13 protein-coding genes are annotated in these 13,763 nt (G+C 70.8%); 10 read left to right on the plus strand and 3 right to left on the minus strand.

Features of this window, described 5'->3' with window-relative positions:
* Positions 1–122: 122 nt before the first annotated feature.
* Positions 123–590, minus strand: a complete 468-nt coding sequence (locus tag D5S19_RS00090) for an Lrp/AsnC family transcriptional regulator (protein ID WP_120021280.1) — start codon at positions 588–590, stop codon at positions 123–125.
* Positions 591–710: 120 nt separating this feature from the next.
* On the opposite strand from D5S19_RS00090, the gene hppD reads away from it, so the two are divergent.
* Complete coding sequence (gene hppD, locus D5S19_RS00095) at positions 711–1,910, plus strand: 4-hydroxyphenylpyruvate dioxygenase (RefSeq protein WP_120021281.1); 1,200 nt, start codon at positions 711–713, stop codon at positions 1,908–1,910.
* 78 nt (positions 1,911–1,988) lie between these two features.
* Here hppD and ilvA read toward each other — a convergent pair whose 3' ends face one another.
* Positions 1,989–3,194, minus strand: a complete 1,206-nt coding sequence (gene ilvA, locus D5S19_RS00100; protein WP_120021282.1) for a threonine ammonia-lyase — start codon at positions 3,192–3,194, stop codon at positions 1,989–1,991.
* A 97-nt stretch (positions 3,195–3,291) separates the two neighbouring features.
* Here ilvA and D5S19_RS00105 point away from each other — a divergent pair, with 97 nt between their 5' ends.
* The 8 genes from D5S19_RS00105 to atzF all read left to right on the plus strand — a co-directional run bounded on the left by D5S19_RS00105 (position 3,292) and on the right by atzF (position 11,260).
* The gene (locus tag D5S19_RS00105; RefSeq protein WP_233573623.1) at positions 3,292–3,591 is read left to right on the plus strand and encodes a hypothetical protein; all 300 of its coding nucleotides are present in this window, start codon (positions 3,292–3,294) and stop codon (positions 3,589–3,591) included.
* 390 nt (positions 3,592–3,981) lie between these two features.
* Entirely contained in the window at positions 3,982–5,421 is a 1,440-nt protein-coding gene (rimO, locus tag D5S19_RS00110; protein ID WP_120021289.1) for a 30S ribosomal protein S12 methylthiotransferase RimO, read from the plus strand.
* Positions 5,418–6,068 (plus strand): CDP-diacylglycerol--glycerol-3-phosphate 3-phosphatidyltransferase, encoded by a 651-nt coding sequence (gene pgsA / locus D5S19_RS00115; protein ID WP_120021283.1) that lies wholly within the window; start codon positions 5,418–5,420, stop codon positions 6,066–6,068. The genes rimO and pgsA overlap by 4 nt, the downstream gene beginning before the upstream one ends.
* The gene (locus D5S19_RS00120) at positions 6,065–6,529 is read left to right on the plus strand and encodes a CinA family protein (protein WP_120021284.1); all 465 of its coding nucleotides are present in this window, start codon (positions 6,065–6,067) and stop codon (positions 6,527–6,529) included. The genes pgsA and D5S19_RS00120 overlap by 4 nt, the downstream gene beginning before the upstream one ends.
* A gap of 99 nt (positions 6,530–6,628) precedes the next feature.
* Positions 6,629–7,069: a helix-turn-helix domain-containing protein gene (locus tag D5S19_RS00125; RefSeq protein ID WP_199730227.1), complete on the plus strand. Its 441-nt coding sequence runs from the start codon at positions 6,629–6,631 to the stop codon at positions 7,067–7,069.
* A 264-nt stretch (positions 7,070–7,333) separates the two neighbouring features.
* The gene (locus tag D5S19_RS00130; RefSeq protein WP_120021286.1) at positions 7,334–8,185 is read left to right on the plus strand and encodes a PspA/IM30 family protein; all 852 of its coding nucleotides are present in this window, start codon (positions 7,334–7,336) and stop codon (positions 8,183–8,185) included.
* 31 nt (positions 8,186–8,216) lie between these two features.
* The gene (pspM, locus tag D5S19_RS00135) at positions 8,217–9,203 is read left to right on the plus strand and encodes a phage shock envelope stress response protein PspM (protein ID WP_120021287.1); all 987 of its coding nucleotides are present in this window, start codon (positions 8,217–8,219) and stop codon (positions 9,201–9,203) included.
* A 308-nt stretch (positions 9,204–9,511) separates the two neighbouring features.
* On the plus strand, positions 9,512–11,260 hold the full coding sequence (gene atzF / locus D5S19_RS00140) for an allophanate hydrolase (RefSeq protein ID WP_120021288.1): 1,749 nt from the start codon (positions 9,512–9,514) through the stop codon (positions 11,258–11,260).
* Positions 11,261–11,967: 707 nt separating this feature from the next.
* On the opposite strand, the gene D5S19_RS00145 is transcribed toward atzF, so the two are convergent.
* Positions 11,968–12,999 carry a quinone-dependent dihydroorotate dehydrogenase gene (locus D5S19_RS00145; RefSeq protein ID WP_120021290.1) on the minus strand — a complete coding sequence of 344 codons (1,032 nt, stop codon included), beginning with the start codon at positions 12,997–12,999 and terminating at the stop codon, positions 11,968–11,970.
* A gap of 606 nt (positions 13,000–13,605) precedes the next feature.
* Here D5S19_RS00145 and D5S19_RS33950 point away from each other — a divergent pair.
* Positions 13,606–13,763, plus strand: a 158-nt coding sequence (locus D5S19_RS33950) for a transposase (RefSeq protein WP_147397291.1), incomplete at its 3' end; no start/stop codon positions are given.

Below are 13,763 nucleotides of genomic sequence, written 5' to 3' on the forward strand. Positions count from 1 at the left end.
CACAGACCCGAAACCGGTCCGGCGCACGCCACGAGGTGGTCGCACACACCTCCGCATCGCCCACTGCCGGGTCCCCGACCAACTTTGCCGACACCCTGAGGCCCTCCCCCACCCGCCCGAATCTAGTCCGGCCTCGCCGCCCGTTCCAGCAGCGGCCGCACCCGCGGCGGAACCGGCGTAGACAAGGCGATCGAAGTCGAAGTGCGAAGCACATCGGGGACGCCGACGACCTCGTCGATCACGCGTTGCAGGTCGTCGTTGTCGCGAGCGACCAGGCGGACGAACAGATCGCCTTGGCCGGTGGTGGCGTGGACTTCGCAGACCTCGTCGATCGCGGCGAGGGCCTCGGCGACGCCGCCGCGTTTGCCCTGGGCGATCTCCAGTACGGCGAACGCGGTGAGCCCGTAGCCCATCGCGGCGAGGTCCAGTTCCGGGGGAAACCCGCCGAGCACCCCGCGTTCGGTGAGGCGGTCCAGCCGCGCCTGCACGGTGCCACGCGCCACGCCGAGCCGCCGTGCGCATTCGAGCACGCCCAGCCGTGGCGAGTCGGTCAGCAGCAGCAACAGCCGGGCGTCCAGCGAGTCCAGCATCGGTCGTCTCCTGCACAGGTTGTCCATGATGACCTCGGGTCACCAAGTATGGCTGAACATATTGTCCAGTCAAACCAACGACCATTGCACAGCTTGCCAGGCTCCGCTCATGCTTTCGTCATGACCGACATCATGCCGCCCCAGAGCGCCCTCGACGACGTCAGCTACGACCAGCTCCGCCAGCTCGTCGGGCTGGTCGACCACGACGCCTCGGCCGACCCGTTCCCGGTCAAGGCGCTCGACGCGGTGGTGTTCGTCGCCGGCAACGCGACCCAGACCGCGTGGTTCTACCAGGTCGCGTTCGGCATGCGGCTCGTCGCGTATTCCGGCCCGGAAACCGGGCAGCCGGACCACAAGTCCTTCGTGCTGAAGTCCGGTTCGGCGCGGTTCGTGATCACCGGCGGGGTCCGCCCGGACTCGCCCCTGCTCGATCACCACCGCCGCCACGGCGACGGCGTCATCGACCTCGCGCTGGAGACGACCGACGTCAACAAGTGCGTCGAGCACGCCCGCGCGCAGGGCGCGACGGTGCTGGAGGAGCCGCACGACGTCACCGACGAGCACGGCACGATCCGCCGGGCGGCCATCGCGACCTACGGCGAGACCCGCCACTCGCTCGTCGACCGTTCCCGCTACCGCGGCATCTACCTGCCCGGGTTCGAGCCGCGGGAAAGCACCGTGAAGCGGCCCGAAGGCGCCCCGAAACGGCTGTTCCAGGCCGTGGACCACTGCGTGGGCAACGTCGAACTCGGCAAGATGGACTACTGGGTGGACTGGTACCACCGCGTGATGGGCTTCGTGAACATGGCGGAGTTCATCGGCGACGACATCGCCACCGACTACTCGGCGCTGATGAGCAAGGTGGTGTCGAACGGCAACCACCGGGTCAAGTTCCCGCTCAACGAGCCCGCGGTGGCGAAGAAGAAGTCGCAGATCGACGAGTACCTCGAATTCTACGAGGGCGCGGGCTGCCAGCACATCGCGCTGGCCACCAACGACATCATCACCACGATCACCGCGATGCGCGCGGCGGGCGTGGAATTCCTGAACACCCCGGACTCCTACTACGAGGACCCGGAGCTGCGGGCCAGGATCGGCGAGGTGCGGGTGCCGATCGAAACCCTCAAGGAGCACGGGATCCTGGTCGACCGCGACGAGGACGGGTACCTGCTGCAGATCTTCACCAGCCCGATCGGCGACCGTCCGACGGTCTTCTACGAGCTGATCGAGCGGCACGGTTCGCTCGGCTTCGGCAAGGGCAACTTCAAGGCCCTGTTCCAGGCCATCGAGCGCGAGCAGGAGCGGCGCGGGAACCTCTGAAACCTTGCCCGGTAAGGGCTTGCTGACGAAACGGCCGGCTCGGCACGAACCGGCCGTTTCGCTGTCCACAGTGGACTCTCAGGGGACGATGGTGAACCCGGCGGCGGCGAGGGCGGCCTCGACCTCCGCGCAGTGCTGCGGGCCGCGGGTCTCCAGCGCGAGCGCCACGTCCACCTCGCCGAGCGCGAGACTGCCGGAGATCCGGGAATGCTCGACGTCCAGCACGTTGGCGCCGAGATCCTTCACGCTGGACAGCACCGACACCAGGGACCCCGGCCGGTCCGGGACCCGCAGGTGCAGCTTGAGGTACCGGCCGCCCGCGGTCATGCCGTGCTGGATGATCTGCTGCAGCAGCACCGGATCCACGTTGCCGCCGGAGAGAATCGCCACCACCGGTGGTTCGAACGCACCGGGATGCTGCAGCAACGCGGCCACGGTCGCCGCACCGGCCGGCTCCACCACCAGCTTCCGCCGCTCCAGGCACAGCAGCACCGCGCGGGACAGGGATTCCTCGCTGACCGTCACGACCTCGTCGACCAGTTCCGACACGTGCGCGAAGCTGACCAGCCCCGGCTTACCGACCGCAATGCCGTCAGCCATGGTGTGCGGCTGCGCGATGCGCACCGGGGCGCCGGCCGCCAGCGAAGGCGGGAACGCGGCGGCGTCCTCGGCCTGCACGCCGACGACCCGTACGTCCGGCTGTAACGCCTTCACCGCCGAAGCGACCCCGCCGACCAGCCCACCACCGCCGGTCGCCACGAGCACCGTCTTGACGTTCGGCACCTGTTCCAGGATCTCCAGGCCGACTGTGCCCTGCCCGGCGATCACGTCGATGTGGTCGAACGGATGGATGAACACCGCACCGGTGCGTTCGGAGAAGGCGATGGCCTCGGCGAGCGTCTCCTCCAGGACGGCGCCGTGCAAGTGCACGTCCGCGCCGTATCCGCGGGTCGCGGCGAGCTTGGGCAGGGGCGCGCGCAACGGCATGAAGACCGTGGACGAAATCCCGAGCAGCGACGACGCCAGCGCCACCCCCTGCGCGTGGTTGCCCGCGCTCGCGGCCACGACCCCACGATCGCGTTCGGCGGCGGAAAGGCCGTGCAGGCGGGTGTAGGCGCCGCGGATCTTGAACGAGCCGGTGCGCTGGAGGTTCTCGCACTTGAGGTGCACCGGCCCGCCGTGCATGCGGCGCAGATCGCGGGCGTGTTCCATCGGCGTGACCCGGGTCACGCCGGACAGCAGCTTCCGGGCTTCCAGGATGCGCTCGACGCTGACCAGTTCCATAAGCTGCGATGATGCCATCCGGCGGACTTGCGGGCCGCCCGTGTCGCAAGACCGGTACGCTGGCTACGGCAACCACACGTATACAGGGAGTTCGACCATGGCACGCGGGCAGGACGCGACCACCGCTCGGCGGGCGATGCGCGCGACCCGTTCCGGCGGCCTGGTGCCTCTCGTCGCGGGCATCGTGTCCGCCGCCGCGCTGGCCGGAGCCGCCTACGTCACGGTCGACGCGGCCGGATGCGGCAGCCAGCCCCAGTACATCCGCCACGACAGCCACACCGAACTGGTGGGCAGCTGCGTGGACGGCAACGAGCTGCCCACGGCCCCGGCGAACCGGGAGGCGGCCCCGCACGCCGCCCACCAGCACGGGACACAGCCGAGCAGCTACCGGCCCTGAGCCGCGTACCCGCTGCTTGCTTTCTCGCCGACGGCGGCCACGTAGTGAAGGGCACCTTCACGGACCCTGAGTCCAGGGTGTCGGCAAAGTTGGTCGGGGACCCGGCAGCGGGCGATGCGGAGGTGTGTGTGCGACCACCTCGTGGCGTGCGCCGGACCGGTTTCGGGTCTGTGAAGGGACCCTTCACAGACTCAGAGTCCGTGAAGGGTCCCTTCACAGACCTCTACACCGACTTTGCCGGAACCCTGGCCTCAGAGTCCGTGAAGGTGCCCTTCACAGACTGGAAGGCCGGTGGCGCGGTGGACGTGTCCGGCGGCGGGGAGCGGCGCGGCGGGCGCGGGGGTGCAGCCGTCGCCGGGGCGGACGGACGCGGCGGCTACCCTGAACGTCGTGCCTTCCCCCACCACAGAGCCAGCCGACAGCCGCCGGGTTTCCCTCGTGACCTTGGGCTGCGCCCGTAACGAGGTCGACTCGGAGGAACTGGCCGGACGGCTGGCCGCCGGGGGCTGGGAGCTGTCGGCGGATCCCGAGGACTCCGACGTCGTGGTGGTCAACACCTGCGGCTTCGTCGAGTCGGCGAAGAAGGACTCGGTGGACACGTTGCTCGCCGCGGCCGACACCGGCCGCAAGGTGGTCGCGGTCGGGTGCATGGCCGAGCGGTACGGCACCGAGCTGGCCGACAGCCTGCCCGAGGCGGACGCGGTGCTCGGCTTCGACCACTACGCGGAGCTTTCCGACCGGCTCGACGACGTCGTCGCCGGTCGCGCGCTGGCCTCGCACACGCCGTCCGACCGTCGCAAGCTGCTGCCGATCAGCCCGGTCCGGCGGCCCGCCGCGAGCACCGCGGTCGAGGTGCCGGGACACGCGCAGCACGGCTGGGGCCCGCGCGTGCTGCGCACCCGGCTGGACGATACGCCGGTGGCCGCGCTGAAGATCGCCTCCGGCTGCGACCGGCGCTGCTCGTTCTGCGCGATCCCGTCGTTCCGCGGGTCGTTCGTTTCCCGCACCCCGGAGGAGATCCTCGCCGAGGCGCGGTGGCTGGCCGAGCACGGCGTCAAGGAACTGTTCCTGGTCAGCGAGAACTCGACGTCCTACGGCAAGGACTTCGGCCGGGACGGCACGCGCGCGCTCGAACGGCTGCTGCCGGAGCTGGCCGGGGTCGAGGGCATCGAGCGGGTGCGGGTGTCCTACCTGCAGCCCGCGGAGACCCGGCCGCAGCTGGTCCAGGCCATTGCCGGGACCCCCGGCGTGGCGGACTACTTCGACCTGTCGTTCCAGCATTCCAGCGAGCAGGTGCTGCGCCGGATGCGCCGGTTCGGCTCCACCGATTCCTTCCTCGCGCTCACCGGGCAGATCCGGGAGCTGGCGCCGGAGGCGGGCATCCGGACCAACGTGATCGTCGGCTTCCCCGGCGAGACCGAGCAGGATCTGGCCGAGCTGGAGCGTTTCCTCACCGGCGCCCGGCTGGACGCGGTCGGCGTGTTCGGCTACTCCGACGAGGACGGCACCGAGGCCGAGACGTTCGAGGGCAAGCTCGACCCGGCGGAGGTCGCCGAGCGGGTCGCCCGCATCTCCGCGCTGGTCGAAGAGCTGACCGCGCAGCGGGCCGAGGACCGCATCGGCACCTTCGTGGACGTACTGGTCGAGCAGACCGGCTCCGAGGAGGACGACCCGGTCGGCCGGGCCGCGCACCAGGCCCCCGAGGTTGACGGCGAGTGCGTCCTGCTGGACGCGTCCGGCCTCGCCGTGGGGGAGCTGGTGCGCTGCGAGGTCGTCGACTCCGCCGGGGTCGACCTGATCGTCCGCCCGCTCCGGGACGCGGACCGGTGAATGCCGCCCCGAGCGGCGCCGGCGAGGGCCTGCCCCACGCCGCCGCCGACGGAGCTGCCCAGGTCCCCGCGGCCACCCCGGTGCCGACGCTGAACCTGGCGAACCTGCTGACCATCTCGCGGCTGGTGCTGGTGCCGCTGTTTGTGTTCGCGCTGTTCCAGGGCAGCGGCGCGGACACCACCTGGCGGGCGATCGCCACCGGGCTGTTCGCCATCGCCTCGGCAACCGACCAGGTGGACGGCTGGGTGGCGCGGCGCTACGGGCTGATCACCGATTTCGGCAAGATCGCCGATCCGATCGCGGACAAGGCGCTGATCGGCGCCGCGCTGATCGGGCTGAGCGCGCTCGGCGAGCTGCCCTGGTGGGTCACCCTGGTGATCGCGGTCCGCGAGATCGGCGTGACCCTGCTGCGGTTCTGGGTGATCCGGCACGGGGTGATCCCGGCCAGCCGCGGCGGCAAGGCGAAGACGATGGCCCAGATCGTCGCGATCGTGGCCTACCTGCTCCCGCTGCCGGCCGGGGTGGACCCGGTGCGCTGGGCGCTGATGGGCCTGGCGCTGGCGCTGACCATGATCACCGGGGCGGACTACCTGATCCGGGCGCTCCGGTTGCGGGCGGCCGGCCGCAGGGCGACCGGTGCCCGATGACCGGCGCGCGCGAACTGGTCGCCGCGCTCACCCGCCGGGGGGAAACCGTGGCGGCCGCCGAATCGGTCACCGCGGGGCTGGTGTGCGCGACGCTGGCCGAGGTGCCGGGTGCGAGCGCGGTGCTGCGTGGTGGGCTGGTGGTCTACGCCACCGACCTGAAAACCGTGCTGGCCGGGGTCGACAAGAGGCTGCTGGCCGAGCACGGCGCGGTGCACCCGGAGGTGGCCGCCCAGCTGGCCGCCGGTGCCCGGGACCGCTGCGCGGCCACCTGGGGCCTGGGGCTGACCGGGGTGGCCGGGCCGAGCCCGCAGGACGGGGTGCCGCCCGGAACGGTGTACGTCGCGCTCCGTGGTCCCGGCACGGCCGTCGTGCGCGAGCTGGCCATCGGCGGTGACCGGGCGGCGGTCCGCGCGGCCGCGGTGCACGCCGCGTTCGCGCTGCTCGGGGAACATCTACACTGATCTGCGCGTTCGCCCTTGGCGTACGCACCTGTCAAGTCCTGCGTCCCGGCCGCCGCTCTGGGTAACGTAGGAGGTACCAGTTCGGAAGGGAGGCGCGTGATGACCGTGCTGTTGCGTGAGGCGATCGGCGATCGGCTCCGGCATGCCCGCACCAACCAGCGTCGAACGCTGCGTGACATCTCCCGCGCCGCCCGGGTCAGCCTCGGCTACCTGTCCGAGGTCGAGCGCGGCCAGAAGGAGGCTTCCAGCGAGCTGCTGGCCTCCATCTGCGAGGCGCTGGAGCTTCCGCTCGGTGAGCTGCTGCACAAGGTCGCGGCCGACGTCTCGGCGCTCGACACCGTCGAGGTCACCCCGGTCGACGAGGTGGTCGAGGGTGCCGCGCGGGAGCGCGAGCCGGCCGGGTTCGAGGGCGGCAGGCTGCTGCCCGAGCTGGTCGGCGACGACCTGTCCGACCTGCGGTTGCAGCCCTCGCCGCGGATCAACACCACGCTGCGGACGACGATCGGCGCGCCCAAGCTCGCGTCCACGATCGCCGCGTAGCGCGCGCACCATGCGCACCGATGGCCCCGGGTATGCCCCGGGGTCCTTGGCGTGCCGGAGTGTCCCGGCGCGGCGCGCCGGGCGGCCTTGCGCGGGGTGCGCTCAGGGTTCGTCCCTGAATTCCCCCGGGGTCGCCTGGAACGGCCGGGGCCGACCTGACACGATGGAACCCGACGCCGGGGTCGGGACGTTGTGTACTTGGGGAGCGACGCCCCACCTCGAGGTCATTCAGGCCCGTGGGACGCAAGAAGGCAGGCGGAGGAGATGGCCAACCCGTTCGTGAAGTTCTGGAAGTACATGATGGCGGCGTTCTCGTCGAAGATCGACGAGCATGCCGACCCGAAGGTACAGATCCAGCAGGCCATCGAGGAGGCACAGCGCAATCACCAGGCGCTGACGCAGCAGGCCGCCTCCGTGATCGGCAACCAGCGGCAGCTGGAGATGAAGCTCAACCGGCAGCTCGGCGAGGTGGAGAAGCTGCAGGCGTCCGCGCGCCAGGCGCTGGTGCTGGCCGACGAGGCCCGCGGCAAGGGCGACGACGCCAAGGCGACCCAGTTCGAGACCGCGGCGGAGAGCTTCGCCGCCCAGCTGGTGACCGCCGAGCAGGGCATCGAGGACCTCAAGACGCTGCACGACCAGTCGCTGCAGGCGGCCGCGCAGGCCAAGCAGGCCGTCGAGCGCAACGCCACCATGCTGCAGCAGAAGCTGGCCGAGCGGACCAAGCTGCTCTCCCAGCTGGAGCAGGCGAAGATGCAGGAGCAGGTCTCCTCCTCGCTGAACCAGATGAGCCAGCTGGCCGCGCCGGGCAACACGCCGTCGCTGGAAGAGGTCCGGGACAAGATCGAGAAGCGCTACACCACCGCGCTGGGCTCGGCCGAGCTGGCGCAGAACTCGGTGCAGGGCCGGATGCTGGAGGTCCAGGAGTCGGCCACGCAGATGGCCGGGCACTCCCGGCTGGAGCAGATCCGCGCCTCCCTGCAGGGCAACTCGGTCGCGCAGGTCACCGACGGTGGCGCGGCGTCCTCCTCCTCGTCGGCCCCGGCCGGCGCCGGTGCGGACATCCAGCGGGAGATCCAGGCCCGCGTGCAGGCCGAGCAGGGCAAGAACCCGGCCTGAGGCGGGGGCGGCACATCGGAGTGGGGGCTCGATGAACAGACGACGGGACTTCGACGAGTTCGGTGCCCGGATCGAGAAGTACGTCGAGCGACTGCCCGACTACGCGCAGCGAGCCCAGGAGAAGCTGCAGCGGTACTTCCCGCCTGCCGAATCGGAGGGCGGGAAGTCCGCCGGGGAGGCGGGCCGGTTCCAGCACCGGCCCGCCCCGTCCACCCCGCCGGTGCCGCGCCGGCCCAGTACACCGGTCTCGTTCTCCTCGGTGACCGGGCAGTTCCCGGCGATGGCCGAGGCGCGGGCCAAGTGGCAGCGCTGGAACGAGCCGTCCGCCAAGCACCAGCGCCGGATCCGCCGGACCTCGCGGGTGCTCACCCTGTGGGTGCTCGTCACGATCCTGCTCGGTGTGGTCGCCGTGCTGGTGGGCACCGGCCTGATCGGCGGTGTCACCGGCCCGGAGATCGGCCAGATCGTGCTCGCCGGCTTCGGCACCCTGGTGTTCGGCACGTTCAGCGTGCGGACCGGGCTGAAGCTGCGGCAGTTGAAGAAGGTGGAACTCCCGTCCGCGCCGAGCGCGCCGCCGCCGTTGCCGCCCGCCGGCTCGGTCGCCCGCGAGCCGATGGAGCGCTTGGCGGAATCGGAAGCCTCGCTGGGTGAGCTGCTGCGGCAGCTGTCCGTGCCGACGTCGCTGGGCACCTCCGCGGTGCCGGAAGTCTCCGTCGCGGACGCCCGCCGTACCGCAGATGAGGCGGCGCAGGCGTTGCGGGCGCTCGCCGCGCGGATCCAGGCCATCGAGCGCGGCCGTAATTCGGCCCCGGAGCGCGAGCGTGCGGCGCTCGATACCGCCGTCGGCACTCTTCGCGAGCAATTGGACGACGGCGTGGACGGTTATGGCGGTCTGGTCGCCGCCGCGGGGCAGGCGGTCGCCGCGAGCAGTACCGGAATGGGGACCTCGCGGGAGGCGCTGTCCGATGCCACCGATCGTCTGGCCGGGCTGGCGCTGGCGTTGAAGGATCTCGGCTGAATTTCCCAGGTTCCCCCGGTTTTGCGCCGTGGTCCGGACAATGCCGTCCGGATGGCCGAGTTTCGGACTCCGGTCGGCCCACCGGCCTTGGTGCCTGCGCGACGGTCGGTGATGTTTCCCCGATTCCCCGTCCCGTACCGAAACAATCGTGTAATCATCCGCATGTGGTGACGGAAACTCGTGCGGTCTAACGTTTTTCCCATGACGTCAGTGGTGGCACCCGCCAGGACCGGCGCCGTGGATTGAGGTTCCGCGGAGCCGGACGTACACAGTGGACTTTCTCGAATCGCCCGAGGAAAGGACGCCCCGTGACCACGCTCCCGCCGGAACCGGAACCGTTTCGCCTCCCACCACCCAGCGCGCACGAACGGGTGCGCTCCGCGTTCCGGCGGCTCGCCGCCGCGGACCGCCCGGAGGCCTGGATCAGCTTGCGCACCATGGAAGAAGTACTCATCGACGCGAAAGCGGTCGACGAACGCGTTCAGGCCGGAGAGGATCTTCCGCTGGCCGGGACGGTGCTCGCGGTCAAGGATCTCTTCGATCTCGCCGGTCTGCCCACCACCGCGGGCTGCCCGGGTTTCTCCCGGGTGCCGGTCACGAGTGCCACCGTGCTCACCCGGCTGACCGCGGCCGGCGCGGTGGTGCTCGGGAAGACGAATCTCGACCAGTTCGCCTCCGGGCTGGCCGGCACGCGCAGCCCCTACGGCGTGCCCGCTTCGGCGCTCGACCCGGCGAAGGTGGCCGGTGGGTCCAGCAGCGGATCGGCCGTGGCCGTCGGTCTCGGGATCGCCGATCTCGCGCTCGGCACGGATACCGGTGGCTCCGGCCGCGTACCCGCGGCGCTGAATGCAGTGGTCGGTCTCAAGCCGACGATCGGCCTGGTGCCGCGCACCGGCGTGCACCCGGCTTCGCCGTCGTTCGACTGCGTTTCGGTGTTCGCCCGCAGCCTCGCCCTCGGCCAGCGGGCACTCGCCGTGATCACCGGCCCGGACGGCGTGGACCCCGCGGTGCGCGCCTGGCCGGCGGACATTCCGCTGGGGCTCGGGGAACGGCCGCGCGTGGCGATTCCCGACCAGGCGGGCCTTTCCGCGCTCGGCGCCCCGGCGCGGCTCGCGTTCGACGTCGCTGTCGGCTCGCTGGAGGCGTCCGGCGCCGTCGTGACGCCCGTGGATCTCGCCGTGTTCTTCGAAGCCGGGAAAATGCTGTACGGCAGTGCATTGGTGGCCGAACGGCATGCCTCCGCGGGCTATGTGCTCGCTGCCGGTCCGGACGGCGCGGACCCCATCGTCTCCGCGATCGTGGCCGCCGCCGGCTGCCACGCGGCGCACGAACTCGCCGAAGCGTGGACGAAGGTGACCGAACTCCGCGCCGCCGCACGGGCGGTGCTGGACGGATACGACGCACTGCTGCTGCCGACCGTGCCGGACCATCCGGATATCGAGGAGGCGCTGGCGGATCCGGTGGGCGTGAGCACCCGGCTCGGCACCTACAGCGCGTTCGTGAACGTCCTCGATTTGGCCGCGGTGACCGTCCCGGTCGCGCCGGGGGACCGGCGGCCGTTCGGGGTCACGATCGCGACCCGCGCGTTCGAGGACCAGCTCGGGATCGATCTCGCCGCAGTGCTCACCGGGGAACAGGAGGCCTCGACTTACCCGCCCGAAGGTACCGATGTCGTGGTGTTCGGGGCACATCTGCGCGGCCAGCCTCTGCACGACCGGTTGCGCGGCGCCCGGTTCTGCGGGGTGGTCCGGACCGCCGAGGCGTACCGCATGGTGCTGCTGGGCGGGACGGATCCCGCGCAACCAGGAGTAATGCCCGGCACAGCCGCGCTCGATGGGGAACGCTGGCGGCTTTCCCCCGCCGCGTTCGGCCGGTTCGTCGCGGAGCTGCCTGCGCCGTTGCTGCTCGGGCGGGTCGAGCTGGAGGATGGCACCTCGCCGTTCGCGGTGCGCTGCGATCCGGCCGCGGCCGACGGCGCCGAGAGTCTGGATCGGTACGCGTCGTGGCGTGGCTACCTGCGTTTCCTGAGCACGGCCGGTGTGCGCTCGGTGAGCTGACGCGGCGTTTGGAGTCGCTTGATGCCGGTCACGGGTGACGGGTGGCGTCGGAGATTCGGCGATTCGCCGCCCGCCCGTGCGAGGTGAATCCGTTATGGCGTTGACGGCCTGGTTCGACGACCGTCGTGGCTTGGTCACCGGCGGCCACCTACGATTTCCCGGCTGATCCGGCTGATCCGGCTGATCCGGCTGATCCGGCTGATCCGGCTGATCCGGCTGACCCGGCTGATCGGTTCGTGTGCGGGATTGCCAGTGTGGTCGGTGTTCGGCGGCTGGAGCGAAGATGGCCCGTTCGCGGTACTGGTCGCGGCCGAACGTGTCGAGGGGTGGACCGACGTGCGTTGTGGCTTGGTCGTCGGTTGTGGCCAGTACGCGGGCTCGTGGCGGCCGTTCGTTGCGACGCGATTGTGGCGGCGGGGGAGCGGTCATGCGGCGCTTGCGGTTCGTGCTCAGCGCTGACTCGCGGCTTCCCAGCAGGTCCATTGTGGTCGGTTGTCGAGTTGCGCGCGCCGTTCGTGCTCGGGCGGATGGTGCTAGACGCTGTGATCCGGTCGCGGGGTTTGGATTGTTCTGCCTTGGGGCGTCGTTGCTTGCGGTCGGCGAGCACTGCGCGCTTTGCGACCCCGCCATGGCCGTGGGCGAAGCGCCCGCGTATGCGGCGAGGACGCCGAGGGACCGGTCCGCGCGACGGTGCGGATCGCGGTTCGTCAGCCCGGCCGTCCCGCGATGCCCCGGCTGACACGGCGGACCAGGCCCGGCCCATGCAGGGCGAACCCGGTGTAGAGCTGGACGAGGCTGGCGCCCGCGTCGAGCATGCGGCGGGCGTCGTCCGGGCCGAGGATTCCGCCGACGCCGATGATCGGCAGCCGTCCGCCGGTCTGTTCGTGCACGAAGCGCACCACCGCCGCTGAACGTGCGGTGAGCGGGCGGCCGGACAGCCCGCCTGCCTCGGCGGCAAGCGGGGCCTCGGCCGGGGCGATCCCGGTGCGGGCGAGTGTGGTGTTCGTCGCGATGATGCCGGCCACGCCGTGGTCCATGCAGACTTCGAGCAGTTCGGCGAGTGCGTCGTCGGTGAGGTCCGGCGCGACCTTCACCAGCAGCGGTGTGTCGCCGCCCAGTTCGTCGCCGGTCGCGCGGAGTTCGGCGAGCAGTTCGGCGAGGGCAGTTTTGTCCTGCAGCGCGCGGAGCCCGGGGGTGTTGGGGGAGCTGACGTTGATCGCGAAGTAGTCGGCGTAGGGATGCAGCGCGCGCAGCGACCACCGGTAGTCCTCGACGGCCTCGTCCAGCGGCGTGACCTTCGACTTGCCGATGCTGATCCCCAGCGGCACCGGGGGTTTCCCCTGCGCGGCCAGCCGTGCGGCCAGCGCACCGGCGCCGTCGTTGTTGAAGCCCATCCGGTTCAGCACCGCGTCACTGGCGGGCAGGCTGAACAGCCGCGGCCGCGGGTTGCCCGGCTGCGGATGCCGGGTGACCGTGCCGACCTCGACGAACCCGAACCCGAGCGCCGGCCACGCGGCCAGCGCCCGGCCGTTCTTGTCCATCCCCGCCGCAAGCCCGACCCGGTTGGGGAACCGCAGCCCGAGCACGGTCACCGGATCGTCCGTACGGTAGAGCCGCCCGGCCGGCCCGAGCGCACCCCCGAACCGGCTCAGCAGCCCGATCGTGCGCTCGTGCACGAGTTCGGGGTCGTGATAGGCGAGCCGGTACAACGAAGGGCGCACGATCCGGTCGAAGAGCACGCACCCATGCTGCCGCATCGCCACGGAGCTGCCTGCCGCACCCACCTGTCCGTGTGGCCGGGATCGCGCCCGGTCCACGCGGCGGGCTGCCTCGCACCATCCGGGCCGCGCTGCGCCACTCTTGGCCGTTCGTGCTGTCTGCCCCGGCTCATTTCACGGAGGCGACTCCACCGGCAACAGCGGTCGGTAAGGATCGGCAGGGGAGAAGACGCCGATCTCACCCCGGCGGTACTCCCGGCTGTACTCCCGGCTGGCGGAATTGCTTCGAGCCATAGCTGTGAAGGGTCCCTTCACGGACTCTGGGTCCGTGAAGGGACCCTTCACAGCATGGCCGCGGGCAAGCAGGGAGGCAGAGAGTCACCGATCGACCTCGGTCGCGATCGCGAGACGCAGATTTACTGCGCCAGCGTCACCCTGCGCAACCGTCCGGGCCCGCCAAACGCGCTGGCCACCGGCTGCCCGGCCGGCAACGAACTCATCGTGCCAAGTCCACCCGGCCGCGTTCCCGGCGTCACGATCGGACGGCCCGGCCCGTGGCCGGACGCTTTGGCTTAGACCGTGTCTCATTTGGTTGTGTTGCCAAGTAGGCGATATCGTTGATCAACGATGAGCGATGTGGAGAAGTGGTGTCCGGAGTCGTTGTGGCTGCTGGCGTATCCGTTGTTGCCCGATGCGCCGCAACGCCACCAGGGTGGTGGTCGGCGCCGGTTGGACGATCGTGCGGTGATGGCCACGATTCTGTTCGTGTTGCAAACCGGTTGTGC

The sequence above is a fragment of the Amycolatopsis panacis genome (assembly GCF_003600245.1).
GTDB classification, from domain to species: domain Bacteria; phylum Actinomycetota; class Actinomycetes; order Mycobacteriales; family Pseudonocardiaceae; genus Amycolatopsis; species Amycolatopsis sulphurea.